Annotated in this window: 14 protein-coding genes; 8 read left to right on the top strand and 6 right to left on the bottom strand. The window is 52.6% G+C overall.

Translation table 11 applies throughout. The features are described 5' to 3' along the window. Positions 1 to 288: 288 nt before the first annotated feature. Entirely contained in the window at positions 289 to 480 is a 192-nt protein-coding gene (locus tag Hfont_RS15315; RefSeq protein WP_112991879.1) for a DUF3606 domain-containing protein, read from the top strand. Positions 481 to 601: 121 nt separating this feature from the next. On the opposite strand, the gene Hfont_RS08005 is transcribed toward Hfont_RS15315, so the two are convergent. The 3 genes from Hfont_RS08005 to Hfont_RS07995 form a co-directional block, all read right to left on the bottom strand. Next, entirely contained in the window at positions 602 to 1,306 is a 705-nt protein-coding gene (locus tag Hfont_RS08005) for an anti-sigma factor (RefSeq protein ID WP_112991878.1), read from the bottom strand. Then, a complete protein-coding gene (locus Hfont_RS08000) occupies positions 1,303 to 1,857 on the bottom strand; it encodes a sigma-70 family RNA polymerase sigma factor (protein WP_112991877.1) in 555 nt (184 codons plus the stop codon). Before Hfont_RS08000 ends, Hfont_RS08005 begins: the two co-directional genes overlap by 4 nt. A 117-nt stretch (positions 1,858 to 1,974) precedes the next feature. Further along, positions 1,975 to 2,514: a DUF3455 domain-containing protein gene (locus tag Hfont_RS07995; protein ID WP_112991876.1), complete on the bottom strand. Its 540-nt coding sequence runs from the start codon at positions 2,512 to 2,514 to the stop codon at positions 1,975 to 1,977. Between the two features lie 286 nt (positions 2,515 to 2,800). Between Hfont_RS07995 and Hfont_RS07990 the strand changes: the two genes are divergently transcribed. Together Hfont_RS07990 and Hfont_RS07985 are read left to right on the top strand one after the other, a co-directional pair. Beyond that, positions 2,801 to 3,145, top strand: coding sequence for a zinc ribbon domain-containing protein YjdM (locus Hfont_RS07990; protein WP_112991875.1), 345 nt, complete (start codon positions 2,801 to 2,803; stop codon positions 3,143 to 3,145). A gap of 104 nt (positions 3,146 to 3,249) precedes the next feature. Next, a complete protein-coding gene (locus tag Hfont_RS07985; RefSeq protein ID WP_162845889.1) occupies positions 3,250 to 3,669 on the top strand; it encodes a hypothetical protein in 420 nt (139 codons plus the stop codon). Between the two features lie 75 nt (positions 3,670 to 3,744). Here Hfont_RS07985 and gap read toward each other — a convergent pair whose 3' ends face one another. From gap to tkt, 3 genes are read right to left on the bottom strand one after another with little or no spacing between them, the layout of a single operon-like run. Continuing rightward, positions 3,745 to 4,755 carry a type I glyceraldehyde-3-phosphate dehydrogenase gene (gene gap / locus Hfont_RS07980; protein ID WP_112991874.1) on the bottom strand — a complete coding sequence of 337 codons (1,011 nt, stop codon included), beginning with the start codon at positions 4,753 to 4,755 and terminating at the stop codon, positions 3,745 to 3,747. Positions 4,756 to 4,791: 36 nt separating this feature from the next. After that, positions 4,792 to 5,334: a GNAT family N-acetyltransferase gene (locus tag Hfont_RS07975; RefSeq protein ID WP_112991873.1), complete on the bottom strand. Its 543-nt coding sequence runs from the start codon at positions 5,332 to 5,334 to the stop codon at positions 4,792 to 4,794. Next, positions 5,331 to 7,325, bottom strand: coding sequence for a transketolase (gene tkt, locus Hfont_RS07970; RefSeq protein ID WP_112992408.1), 1,995 nt, complete (start codon positions 7,323 to 7,325; stop codon positions 5,331 to 5,333). The genes Hfont_RS07975 and tkt overlap by 4 nt, the downstream gene beginning before the upstream one ends. 230 nt (positions 7,326 to 7,555) lie before the next feature. Here tkt and Hfont_RS07965 point away from each other — a divergent pair, with 230 nt between their 5' ends. The 5 genes from Hfont_RS07965 (at position 7,556) to coaBC (ending at position 14,164) form a co-directional block, all read left to right on the top strand. Continuing rightward, positions 7,556 to 8,281 (top strand): 16S rRNA (uracil(1498)-N(3))-methyltransferase, encoded by a 726-nt coding sequence (locus Hfont_RS07965; protein ID WP_112991872.1) that lies wholly within the window; start codon positions 7,556 to 7,558, stop codon positions 8,279 to 8,281. Between the two features lie 183 nt (positions 8,282 to 8,464). Then, positions 8,465 to 9,442, top strand: coding sequence for a bifunctional riboflavin kinase/FAD synthetase (locus Hfont_RS07960; protein WP_112991871.1), 978 nt, complete (start codon positions 8,465 to 8,467; stop codon positions 9,440 to 9,442). Between the two features lie 67 nt (positions 9,443 to 9,509). Further along, a complete protein-coding gene (gene ileS, locus Hfont_RS07955; protein ID WP_112991870.1) occupies positions 9,510 to 12,401 on the top strand; it encodes an isoleucine--tRNA ligase in 2,892 nt (963 codons plus the stop codon). Between the two features lie 30 nt (positions 12,402 to 12,431). Continuing rightward, a complete protein-coding gene (gene lspA, locus Hfont_RS07950; protein WP_112992407.1) occupies positions 12,432 to 12,935 on the top strand; it encodes a signal peptidase II in 504 nt (167 codons plus the stop codon). A 38-nt stretch (positions 12,936 to 12,973) separates the two neighbouring features. Beyond that, a complete protein-coding gene (coaBC, locus tag Hfont_RS07945; protein WP_112991869.1) occupies positions 12,974 to 14,164 on the top strand; it encodes a bifunctional phosphopantothenoylcysteine decarboxylase/phosphopantothenate--cysteine ligase CoaBC in 1,191 nt (396 codons plus the stop codon). The last annotated feature ends 21 nt before the right edge of the window (positions 14,165 to 14,185 follow it).

Genomic DNA, 14,185 nt, shown 5'->3' with positions numbered 1-14,185 from the left:
GCCTGTCTGATGAGCAACTTGCGCAGCTCCCTCCCCGCACTATTCTTGACTCAAGCTAGTCTTGATGCAAACTGCCAAATTCAGATTGCCAATATATTTTTGACATTTTCATATCAAAAACAAAAGTCTTTGTCGCTTCAGAAAAAATTTTGTGGATACGTGCAATCAAACCAACACTTAGCACTTGAATTTTAAAGAAGTTAGCGCGACACTAAAGCCACTCCATGAATGTCCACAGAGACATCAGCGAGATGACAAACACTTTCAGTCGAGACAAGAGAGAGACGTATGTCAATAGAGGCAAGCAATCGCGCACCAGCGGATTTGACGCATATCAGGGTCGACAATCAAGACGAACTTCGATATTGGGCAGATCGGTTTGAACGAACGCCGCGTGAATTGGAAAACGCAGTAATTAGAGTCGGTGCAAATACTCAAGACGTAGAGCGATACTTGAAATTGAAATCTTATTGCAAGTAATCGCTACGCTTCGACAGCAAAGCAAACTCTCATAGAAGACTAAAGCAATCCGATTCAATGAATCGGTAGAGTTCAGCATAGCCACTTCCACACACCTTGCATGACATGAACGCCGTAGCGCTCATGTCATTTTTGCTGCCTTGCCTATGAACAGGATAGGACCGGTCGGTCTGCCTGTAGGTGAACCGTTTTCCGGTTCCAATGTGATTTCAAAGAGCTGATTGGCCTGCAATGGTGGCAGTTTATCCAGCGCCAGTTTGACGGTTTTTCCCGGCTCGACCAAACCCAGTGAAACCGGTTTGTCCCAGCCTTCACCTTTGGTCCAGAACTGCAAGGATTTTTGACCGGGCACGCTCACCGGACGCAATGGCGTCAAGGTAAGTTGTTTGTCTGCGCTGGCTTGTACTATCCAGCCCGGAGTACGTTCTTGCGGCTCAACCAGCACCACCATAAAGTTCGGCCCTGAAACTGGCGTTGTTGGACGCATGATCATCACCGCGACAAGTACGGCAGCGGCAGCAAAACCACTTGCCGCCAACCCACGCCAAAAACGCAGATCATTCCACCAAGCTGACCAACTTGTATGCGCAGTCGCTGACTGGCGACGCAAATCTTTGAGGATACGTGGCCACAATTGCACTGATGGCTCCTGCTCTTCCACCAGTGAGGTCAAGGGCAGCAAACGCCGCTCCCACTCGTCCACCGCCGTACGCAATGCGGGTTCATTGTCCATACGCTGCGCAACTTGCTGACGCTGCTCGGCAGGCAATGTACCCAGTACATACTCGCCGGCCAGATGCTGCAATTCGTCGAATGACTCATTCATCCCATGCACTCCCGCAATGCGGCCAAACCACGTTTGACCCACGCCTTCACTGATCCCAGAGGCGCATTCAGGCGTTGCGCAATTTCACTATGACTGCAGCCGTCCACATAGGCGCACAAAATACTGTTGCGCTTGGCGCTGTCGAGATGGGACAGGCAATCCTGCAACTGTCCCAGATTGGCATTCAATTCAAATTGATCGACAATCAATTCTTCATTCTGTTGCTGCATGTTGTCGATGGCTTCTTCGTCCGCATACACTTCGCGATCACGATCTCGCAACATGTTTAAAGCCTGATGCCGTACTACGCTGTAGATCCAGCCGCGACCTTCACCACGAGTGGCATCGAAACTGACAGCCTTGTTCCAGATATTGACGAAGGCATCGTGCAACACATCTTCGGCTAAATGCCGTTGACGCACGATGCGCAAAGCCACACCAAGCAAACGCTTGCTGTCTTGCAGATAAATACGCTTCAACGCCTGCTCGTCGCCCAAGGCGCAAGCATGCAAAGCGGCGTTGTAATCGAAGGAATCTGAGTCGGCAGGCAAAATAGTCTGTCTTTAAAGAATTGGATGGATGTCGCTGATTTATTTCCAATTGATTATATAGGACGTACTTCGCCTGCCCACTTCTTGCTCGCGCTTAATTAAACTTAATTATCAAGCTCAAGCAGCTTTCCAGAAAATATAGTCAGCCTGGTATTTGACGATTTCCTTGGTGCCCACATTACCTGCGCCGCAAGCCGTGGCTGGTGCTACACCTCCTTTGGTCGCAACGCGCTGAATGTATGTCACGCCGGTCATCGCGCCGCTACCCATTGCTGGGTTGGCTTTGACTAACTGGAATGGGATATTGCCTGCGCCGGCTGGAGCCACTGCAACTTGAGTCGCGGTGATTTTCGAACCGTCATTGCTTGCCCATGTTGCTGGTGGGCCGAAATATTTACCGATTGCTTTACCGCTACGATCCGACAATACAGCATCAGGACCGACGAAAACCCATTCAAACTGGCCAGCTACATCTTTTTTAACACGGCATTCATAAGTGATATCGCCTGCACCAACAGTTTGCAGCGCGACGCTATTACCGGCTGGAACCTGCACCGTCGGCGGCAATGCATCTTGCGAGTACATAGGGGTGGTGGAACATGCTGACAACAAAACAGCAGCAGAAGCGAGTGCAACGGCAGAAAAAGTAGTTTGCATGATGTTTTCCTTGGTAGTTAAAGAGTAATCAGCTGACATATCCCGACACCGGAGATTTATGCGCTGATACTGGTACTACCCGCCAGATACAGATTTGGATGCAGGCAATTGAAAATATATTTTTGAGGCTGGATTTGGCAGAACTTGCCAACAAAAAAGAAGTGAAATTCGAGACATCAGATTGAGATCACGCAAGCCCCGATCCTCCATAAAGAAGCCGAAACCTCGCGTGCACGCAGTATACTTTGTGTTTTTACAGCAATCGCCCCACCGTTAAGGATGTTCCATGAGTGCTTTACCTGCATGCTCCAAATGCAATTCCGAATACACCTATGAAGATAATGGCATGTACATCTGCCCGGAATGTGCGCATGAATGGCCGGTTCAGCAAGTCGCAGAGTCTGCCGAAGAAGGCGGCAAGGTCTATCGCGATGCAGTCGGCACTGTTCTGCAGAATGGCGATACTGTTACCGTGATCAAGGATCTGAAGTTGAAAGGATCTGGGGGCACCATCAAGGTCGGTACCAAGGTCAAGAATATTCGTCTGGTCGACAGCGATCACGACATCGATTGCAAGATCGACGGTTTTGGCGCGATGAGTCTGAAAACGGAATTCGTCAAAAAGGTTTGAACCAGCGAATGTAAATTTGCGGATGCGAACTGGTAGATAGACACGTTTGTAAATTCACAGCAGCGATATAAAATCCTTTGTATATCTAGCGATCAGCAGACCACATGTTGCCAGCATCTTCCTTTACTGCAAACGTTGCGATACGCACAGAGTGCCCACCCGGCACTTGCGTGTGCGATAGAGAGACTTTGCTGCAAGATCCGGCAGGTGACATGCGCATCCTGCAATTGACCAGGATGGAAGAAAAGAAGCTGATCCTGCGTATAGAAAATGTTTCTTCGTATGCCGATTTGAAACACGTGATCGAGCGCATGCAGGCGCAATTGGGAATCATCTTGCAAATCGCGCCTGGCCTGAACGAAGTTCGCACGGTACGCGGCTTGAATATCGAATTGCTGGAGCGGCCCGGTCTGTGTAAAAAGATTCGGCAAACAATTCCAGCGGCGGTACGCAAATGCCTGGATAAGAATCCGGAAATCGTCTACGCCATTCTGGATGCGCATGATCTTTTCCGTCCCGATTAAAACATCGGTCACCCCAAAAAAACAGTCAAAAAAAATGCCCCAAATCCGGGGCATTTTTATTTAAAGCTCTACAACTTATTTTGCCGTCATCAACGCCACTGTGGTGTCCAGCATGCGGTTCGAGAAACCCCATTCATTGTCGTACCACGACGAGACTTTAACCAAACGGCCTGAGACTTTGGTCAAGGTCGAATCGAAGTTGCTCGATGCAGGATTGTGGTTGAAGTCGACCGAAACCAGAGGTTCTGTTTGATACGTCAAGATACCTTTCAACGCGCCTTCTGAAGATTCCTTCATGATCGCATTGACTTCTTCTACTGTCGTATCGCGTGCTGCGATGAAGGACAAGTCAACCAGCGAAACATTGATGGTCGGAACACGGATCGCGAAGCCATCCAGCTTGCCGTTCAGTTCTGGCAATACCAGGCCTACCGCTGCTGCTGCACCCGTTTTGGTCGGGATCATCGATTGCGTCGCCGAACGTGCACGACGCAAATCTTCATGCATCACGTCTGTCAAGACTTGATCGTTAGTGTAAGAATGGACAGTTGTCATCAAGCCGTTAACCACACCAATTTTGTCGTTCAAAGGCTTGACCAGCGGTGCCAGACAGTTGGTGGTGCACGATGCGTTCGAGATCACGGTGTCGCTGGCTTTCAAGACATTGTGGTTGACGCCAAATACAACCGTCGCGTCCACGTCTTTGCCGCCAGGTGCCGAGATGATGACTTTCTTCGCGCCGCCTTTAATGTGTGCCGATGCTTTTTCTTTGGTCGTGAAGAAGCCTGTGCATTCCAGTACGACGTCGACATTCAATTCGCCCCAGCCGATTTGCGCCGGATCGCGTTGTGCGAAAACGCGAATCTTGTCGCCATTGACAACCATGTAATCGCCGTCTACTTCAATGGTGCCTGGAAATTTGCCATGTGCAGTGTCGTAACGTGTCAAATGCGCATTCGATTTGGCATCGCCGAGATCGTTGATCGCAACAATTTGAATGTCATTTTTTTTGCCTCCCTCGTAATGCGCGCGAAGGATGTTGCGGCCGATGCGGCCGTAGCCGTTAATTGCGACACGAATGGTCATCTTTTTCTCCAGAAAAATTCAAACAACTATAGAAATTTATTCAGCGCATGCCTGCCGCAAAGCGGTCAGATCACGCCAGCCGTAACCGGTTTCCATCAAATCCAACCCGTCCCATGTGAACGGCTGTTCGATTAAAAGTTCAGCACCCATTTGCTCGTAAAACTGACGCGCCGCCTGATTACCTGCAATCACCCACACCAGCAAGCCGGTCGCGCCCTGCAATTGCAATGCGCTGGCAATCATGGCAAGCAGGCGACGACCAACACCACCGCGTTGTGCGATCGGCTTCAGATAAATCGCTGTCAGCTCTGCATTCAAATCAAACTTCTCAGGCATCAGCAACATGCCGGCGGCGAAGCCGACTAGTTCTGTACCCGCTTCCGCAACGAAGACTGCAATGGTTGGCAAGTCTGCATTCAGCACTTGCAACCACATCTCTGTGCTTTCTTCCGCGCGCATGCCATCCAGATATGCATCCGGCATCACACCGCGATAAGTGGTGCGCCAGCTATCGACGCGCAAGGCGGCGATTGTTGCTGCATCATTTGCCGTCGCGCGGCGGAAGGTGATTTCGGTCACGCCAGTGTTTTCTTTACAGCGGCAACGACGTTTTCGACGGTGAAGCCAAAGTGTTTGAACAACACGCCGGCTGGTGCCGATTCACCAAAGGTATCGATACCGATGACGCCGCCTTCGAGGCCGACGTACTTGTACCAGAAGGAAGTCACACCCGCTTCAATCGCAACGCGTGGCACGCCTTTGGTCAACACGCTGGCTTTGTATGCGTCGTCTTGACGATCGAATACGTCGGTCGATGGCATGGACACGATGCGCACTGCGACGCCGTGTTTTTCCAACTCGTCTGCGGATTTGACTGCGAGTTCGATTTCCGAACCGGTCGCGATCAGGATCGCTTGTGCATTTGCCACGTCACGCAAAACATAGCCACCGCGTTTGATGTTCGCGATCTGTTCTTTGCTGCGTTCCTGGAACGGCAAATTCTGACGCGAGAAAATCAAGGTCGATGGACCGTTTTGACGTTTGACTGCTTGTTCCCACGCGACTGCCGATTCAACGGTATCGCATGGACGCCAGTTATCCAGATTAGGGATCAGGCGCAAGCTGGAAACGTGCTCAACTGATTGATGAGTAGGACCATCTTCGCCGAGGCCGATCGAATCGTGTGTGAAGACGAACAGCGAACGCAGCTTCATCAAGGCAGCCATACGCAATGCGTTGCGGCTGTAATCAGAGAAAGTCAGGAAGGTTGCGCCAAATGGAATGTAGCCGCCATGCAGGGCGATACCGTTCATGATCGCGCTCATGCCGAATTCGCGCACACCGTAGTTGATGTGATTACCGGCTTGATCGCCACGTACCGCGACGCATTCTTTCCAGTTGGTCAGATTCGAACCGGTCAAATCAGCCGAACCACCGAGGAATTCAGGCAAGCCTGGCGCATACGCTTGAATCGCATTCTGGCTGGCTTTGCGGGTTGCGATGGTTTCTTTTTTCTCTACGCAGGTTGCGATGTAATCGCTGACGACTTTATCGAAATCACCAGGTAATTCGCCACTCATGCGACGCGTCAGTTCTGACGCTTCTTGTGGGAATTTTGCGGAGTAAGCGCTCAGCAAGGCATCCCACTCGGCTTGCGATTTGCTGCCTTTGAGTTTTGCATCCCATGCGGTGTAGACATCGGCAGGAATATCGAACGGTGCGCTGGTCCAGCCCATTGCTTCGCGCGATGCTGCGATTTCCTTGTCGCCCAAAGCTGCCCCGTGCACATTGTGCGTACCGGCCATGTTAGGCGAACCTTTACCGATCACGGTACGGCAGCAGATCAACGTTGGTTTGTCGGATTGCTTGGCTTGCTTGATCGCTGCATCGACTGCGCTGACGTCATGGCCGTCAACTGCGCGAATCACATTCCAGCCATACGATTCAAAACGCTTCGGTGTATCGTCGGTGAACCAGCCTTCGACGTGGCCGTCGATAGAGATGCCGTTATCGTCATACAGCGCAACCAGTTTCGACAGTTTGAGCGTACCGGCCAGCGAACACGCTTCGTGCGAAATGCCTTCCATCAGGCAACCGTCGCCGAGGAAAACATAAGTGTGGTGGTCGACTACATTGAAATCAGGCTTGTTAAATTCAGCCGCCAGCAGTTTTTCAGCCAGCGCCATGCCGACTGCATTGGTGATGCCCTGACCCAATGGACCGGTCGTGGTTTCGATACCTGGCGTCACATCCACTTCAGGATGGCCTGGGGTTTTCGAATGCATTTGACGGAAATTACGCAGCTCATCCATAGACAAGTCGTAACCAGTCAAATGCAACAGCGCGTAATGCAACATCGATCCATGTCCGTTCGACAAGACAAAACGGTCGCGGTTAATCCATTTAGGATTCGCCGGATTGTGCGAATAGTGATTCGACCACAATGCGACGGCGATTTCCGCCATCCCCATAGGCATGCCGGGGTGACCGGAATTGGCCTTTTGTACTGCGTCCATTGCCAGCGCACGGATTGCGTTGGCCATTTTGGTAGTCGGGAGCGTGGAAGTCATGTGATTTAGAGTGATGGCGAGTCGAATGAAGAATAAAATAAATGCGGTACTAATCAGCAGTGCAAAAACAGACTTGCATGCAGCAAAAAGATCTTTGCTGCGAAGCCGCATATTTTACCAGAGTGACGCCGCCCAGACTAAAATCGAATATCGGAAATTCCTTTTAATTAATACAAGCAGCGTCCTGATCGGCCGAAATCTCATGCCGGATCGACAACAACGGATCACAAATGCCTCGTTTTTATTGCCCGCAAGCGCTCGCGCTAGGCACCATCGTCACCCTGCCCGACCACGTCGCCCATCACGTTCAGGTGATACGCCTGAACACCGGCGACCACATCACACTATTTAATGGCGAAGGCGGTGAGTACACCGCGACCATCAGCACGATAGAAAAAAAACGTGTCACAGCCGAAGTAAAGCTGTTCGAGCCGCGCGAAGTCGAACTGCCCTACGCGATCACGCTGGCGCAAGCACTGCCGGAAGCATCCAAGATGGATTGGGTTATTGAGAAGGCAGTTGAGTTGGGCGTGCATGCGATCCAGCCGCTGGCCTCGCAACGCTGCGTAGTGCGACTTTCCGCCGAGCGCGCCGCAAAAAAACTGCAGCACTGGCAAGGCATCGTCGTCGCAGCATCCGAACAAAGCGGTCGTAATCGTTTAACAACGTTAGTCGAACCAGTCGACTTCCATCAATGGACGCAGCAGCAGGATCTGCACGTACGCATCATGCTCAGCCCGCGCGCTGAACAATCCTTATCCGACTGGGCACGCCACCATCCGCCGCAATCAGTAGCGCTGATGATAGGACCTGAAGGCGGCTTCACGGACAAGGAAGAGAATCTGGCGATTGCGCAAGGGGCGCTGATGCTGTCCATGGGACCGCGTGTGTTGCGAACGGAAACGGCTGGCGTCGCTGCAGTTGCTGCGTTGAATGCGGTTTGGGGTGCGATGTAGCAGCCGAAATCGCTATCAAAGTCGCTTTCTATTAGTGACTTATGGCTTTCATTAATCACTGCAAATAGCCGGCAAGGTGTTCAAATATGGCAATCCCTCGATTTTGAAGGAGGGAACGCCGGTCGAAAGCATTTATAATTCAAGGTTTTGCGACGGCTTTACCCGTCAACTCCAGTCTATTCAATGAAGGTATTTCGCGGACTTCCCAATGCTGCTTCCCGTGCGCCGTGCGCGCTGGCGATCGGCAACTTCGACGGTGTGCACCGTGGCCATCAGGCCTTGCTGGCGCGCCTGCGTGAAGTTGCGTCGAAAATGGGTCTGGAATCTGCAGTCATGACTTTCGAGCCGCATCCGCGCGAATTCTTTGCAGCACGTGCCGGCGATCCATCGAAGGCACCGACGCGTATCGCCAGTTTGCGCGACAAACTGCAGTCGCTGACCAAGGCTGGCGTCGATCGCGTGATCGTCGAACACTTCAACGAACACTTTGCCTCCTTGTCGCCGCAGGAATTTGTCGAGAAAATCCTGGTGCAAGGCTTGCACGTCAAATGGCTGATCGTTGGCGAGGATTTTTGCTACGGCTCCAAACGTGCCGGCAATGTCGCCACGCTGATAGAAGCGGGCAAGCAATATGGTTTTCACGTCGAATCGCAACCGACAGTGACCAGCAGCGGCGCACGCATTTCATCATCGGCAGTACGCAAGGCCTTGGCGCAAGGTGACTTTGCGGAAGCCGAAGTTTTACTCGGACACCCGTATGCGATGTCCGGCCACGTCATCCACGGTAAAAAACTGGGACGCACAATCGGCTTCCCGACCTTGAACCTGCGCGTAGCCCACAAACATCCTGCGCTGTCCGGCATTTATATAGTGCAAGTGCATGGCTTGGCAGATGAAGCGCTACCTGGCGTGGCCAGCATAGGTATACGGCCGACGGTGGACGATAGCGGCCGCGTACTACTGGAAACTTATCTGTTCGACTATAACGAGCAATGCTATGGCAGATTGATACGCGTTGAATTTCTGAAGAAATTGCGCGATGAAGAAAAGTACATCGACTTGCCGACACTGACAGAGGCGATCGAACGCGATGCAGTGCAGGCACGTGCTTACTTCAAACAGATAGCCGACTCGGCGACATCAGCCACTGACCGAATTTGACGATCGAACGTACCTCCTCATCACGACCGTTCGTTTGATCCAACTGAATACTTTATAAAAGCAGACCATGTCCGACAATACAAATAAGCCCGAAAACAAATCCGGCAAGCCGAACAAGCCAGAAGCCAAGCCCGCCAGCAAGTATCCGGTCAACATGACCGATACGCCTTTCCCTATGCGCGGCGATCTCGCCAAGCGCGAGCCGCAATGGGTCAAGCAATGGCAGGATAAAAAGATTTATGAAAAAATCCGTGTAGCATCCAAAGGCCGGCCGAAATTCATTCTGCATGACGGCCCGCCGTACGCGAATGGCGATATCCACATCGGTCATGCGGTCAACAAGATCCTGAAAGACATGATCGTCAAGACGCGTCAGTTCGACGGCTACGATGCGCCTTACGTGCCGGGCTGGGATTGCCACGGCATGCCTATCGAAATCCAGATCGAAAAACTGTATGGCAAGAGTTTGCCTACCGCGGATGTACTGGAAAAATCGCGCGCCTACGCCTCCGAACAAATCGAACGCCAGAAGAAGGACTTCATCCGCCTCGGTGTACTCGGCGAATGGGACAATCCATACAAAACCATGGACTTCGGCAATGAAGCCGATGAAATTCGCGCACTCGGCACCTTGCTGGAAAAAGGCTATGTCTATCGCGGCCTGAAACCGGTCAACTGGTGCTTCGATTGCGGCTCTGCATTGGCCGAAGCGGAAGTCGAATACCAGGACAAGCGCGATCCGGCCATCGACGTCGGCTTCCCGTTTGCAGAACCGGAAAAAGTCGCAAAGGCATTTGGCCTGGCCAAACTGCCGACTAATAAAGGTTACGCCGTCATCTGGACCACGACACCGTGGACCATCCCTGCCAACCAGGCGCTGAACGTGCATCCGGAATTTACCTATGCATTGGTGCAGACCGAGCGCAAGGGTGAAACCGTGTTGTTGATCCTCGCCGCCGATCTGGTCGAAGCCACGCTGCAGCGTTACGGCCTGGAAGGCAAAACCATCGCCACTTGCGTCGGTGAAGCACTAGCCATGATCAAATTCAAACATCCGTTCGCCGATGTTGATCCCGGCTACAACCGTTTGTCACCTATCTACCCGGGCACTTACGTGACTGCCGATAGCGGCACCGGTATCGTGCACTCGGCACCTGCCTACGGTATCGAAGATTTCATCTCCTGCAAATCGCATGGTCTGAAAGACGACGAGATCGTCGCACCGGTCATGGCCGACGGCAAATACGCATCGTGGCTGCCACTGTTTGGCGGCCTGACCATCTGGGAAGCATCCAAGCCGATCTGCGCCAAACTCGATGAAGTCGGTTCATTGTTCAAGCTGGTCATGTTCGATCACAGCTATATGCATTGCTGGCGCCATAAAACGCCGATCATCTATCGCGCCACATCGCAATGGTTCGCCGGCATGGATGTCATGCCGAAAAACCAGGGAACGACACTGCGCGAAACTGCCCTGGCAGCGATCGAGCAAACCGAATTTTTCCCGGGTTGGGGCAAGGCACGTCTGCATGGCATGATCGCCAACCGTCCCGACTGGACCCTGTCGCGTCAGCGTCAATGGGGCGTACCTATGGCCTTCTTCGTGCACAAGGAAAGCGGCGATCTGCATCCACGCACACCGGAATTGCTGGAACAGATTGCGCAACGCGTCGAAAAAAACGGCATCGAAGCATGGCTGACGCTGGATCCTAAAGAGTTGCTCGGCGACGACGCCGACATGTACCTGAAGAACAAGGACACGCTGGATGTCTGGTTCGATTCCGGCACCACGCACCAAACGGTATTGCGCGGTTCGCACAAGGAACAACTGGCCTTCCCGGCCGATTTGTATCTGGAAGGTTCGGATCAGCATCGCGGCTGGTTCCATTCTTCATTGCTGACCTCGTCCATGCTGAATGGCCGCGCGCCATACAAGGCGTTGCTGACGCACGGCTTCGTAGTCGATGGCGAGGGCAAGAAAATGTCCAAGTCCAAGGGCAACGTCGTCGCGCCACAAAAAGTATCCGATTCGCTGGGCGCCGATATCCTGCGCCTGTGGGTGGCTGCCACCGATTATTCCGGTGAACTGTCGATCTCGGATGAAATCCTGAAACGCGTGACCGAAAGCTATCGCCGTATTCGCAATACCTTGCGCTTCCTGCTGTCGAATACTTCCGATTTCGACGCCGGCAAGGATCTGGTCGCGGTTGCCGACATGCTGGAAATCGATCGTTATGCAATCGCGCAAATGAACGCGATGCAAAACGAAATCGTCGCGCATTACCGCGCTTATGAATTCCATCCGGTGATCTCCAAGCTGCAAGGTTATTGCACCGAAGATCTGGGCGGCTTCTATCTGGATATCCTGAAAGATCGTCTGTACACCAGCGGTGTGACTTCGCATGCGCGCCGTTCGGCACAAAGCGCGATCTGGCACTTGACGCAATCGCTGCTACGCCTGATGGCACCGGTGCTGTCGTTCACCGCAGAAGAAGCGTGGGTGATTTTTGCAGGCAAGGATGCTGGCGACACGATCTTCACGCAAACCTATTACACCTTGCCGGAAGTAGCGGATGGTGCTGCCTTGCTGACCAAGTACACGCTGCTGCGCGAAGTGCGCAACGACGTTACCAAGCAACTGGAAGAAGTACGCGTCGCCGGCGGCATCGGTTCATCGCTGCAGGCAGAAGTGGCACTGAAAACCAGCGGCGACAAATTCGCTGCGCTGGCAAGTCTGGACGACGATTTGAAATTCGTCCTGATCACTTCCCAAGCCAGTGTGGAAAAAGTTGCCAGCGCAGAAGAAGAATCTGTCCTCGTCACGCCATCGACAGCGCAAAAATGCGAACGCTGCTGGCACTATCGTACCGATGTGGGGTCACATGCCGAGCACGAAGGACTCTGTGGCCGTTGCGTAGACAACCTGTTTGGCAAGGGCGAAGCGCGCCGCTTTGCGTAACGATAGATTGAACTGATATTGAAAGAATTGATGACGACCAACGCTTCTACGAACACCAGCATTACCCGCTGGCTGGGTATCGCTGCGATTCTGATCATTCTCGACCAGATCACCAAGATCGCGATCACCAGCACCTTCGTCTACGGCGAGGCTATGCCGATTACGCCGTTCTTCAACCTGGTGCTGGTCTATAACAAGGGAGCGGCTTTCAGCTTCCTTGCGTCGGAAACCGGCTGGCAGCGTCATTTTTTCACCGTGGTTGGCTTGGGTGCATCTGCCTTCATCATCTATTTATTAAAGAAAAATCCCGGCCAGCGTTTGTTGAGCTGGGCCTTGACATTGATACTTGGCGGCGCGATCGGCAATGTGATTGATCGCGTGTTGTACGGCCACGTCATAGACTTTCTGGATGTGTATATCGGCAACTGGCACTGGCCTGCATTCAATATTGCCGACAGCGCGATTTGCATAGGCGCTGTACTGTTTATCTACGATGAGTTACGGCGCGGCAAAAAACAGGTTTCAGGCACTTGAACTGTTAAACTAGCCCGCAACATCTTTCAGGAGTCCTCATGGATCTTGCCGGTAAAAAAATCGTACTCGGATTGACTGGCGGCGTAGCCTGCTACAAAGCAGCCGAACTGACGCGCGAGCTGACCAAGGCTGGCGCTATCGTTCAAGTTGTCATGACGAATGCCGCAACACACTTCATCACACCAGTAACGATGCAAGCCTTGTCGGGCAATCCTGTCGTGACCGATCAATGGGATGCACGTGTTTCCAACAACATGCCGCACATCGATCTGACGCGCGATGCCGATGCCATCGTGATCGCACCCTGCTCCGCCGATTTCATTTTCAAGCTTGCGCATGGCGCATGCGACGATTTGCTTTCCACCTTGTGCGTGGCACGTCCCGAAACCTTGCGCTTGCTGGTTGCACCCGCAATGAATGTCGAAATGTGGCAAAACCCGGCCACCAAACGTAACGTCGCACAATTGCGAGCAGACCGTATTGCCGTACTCGGCCCGGATGCAGGCGAACAGGCTTGCGGCGAAACCGGCATGGGTCGCATGCTGGAACCAGAACAATTACTTGAAGAAATCATCGCCTGCTTTCAGCCTAATCTGCTGGTCGGCAAAAGCGTGATGATTACTGCCGGCCCTACCTTCGAACCCATCGATCCAGTGCGTGGCATCACCAATCTTTCTTCCGGCAAGATGGGTTATGCGATTGCCCGCGCCGCGCGTGAAGCAGGTGCAGACGTCACCTTGATTTCGGGACCGACTGCATTGGCGACACCGTACGGCGTGCAGCGCATCAATGTACAAACCGCCGAGCAAATGCACGATGTCGTGATGTCGCGCGTGACTTCGCAAGATGTGTTCATCGCAGTCGCGGCAGTTGCCGACTGGCGCGTGAAAAATGTCAGTACACAAAAATTGAAGAAAGGTACGGACGGTAAAGCACCTGAGCTTGAGTTCGAACAAAACACCGATATCCTGGCTGCAGTCGCGGCTCTGGAAAAACATCCGTACTGCGTAGGCTTTGCAGCAGAGTCTGAAAACCTGCAGGAATACGGCGAAGCCAAACGCAAGAAGAAAAACATTCCGCTACTGGTTGGCAACATCGGCCATCAAACCTTCGGCCAAGATCAGAATGAATTGGTGCTGTTCGATGAACAAGGCCACACGTTGCTGCCACTCGCCGACAAGCAAAAACTTGCACGTCAGTTGATCAGCGAAATCGCCAGCCGCCTTTAATCTAAAAGACTTAATCTGAAG

Source organism: Herminiimonas fonticola (assembly GCF_003293745.1).
GTDB lineage: Bacteria > Pseudomonadota > Gammaproteobacteria > Burkholderiales > Burkholderiaceae_D > Oxalicibacterium > Oxalicibacterium fonticola.
This window is presented reverse-complemented; position numbering and strand designations above follow the sequence as displayed.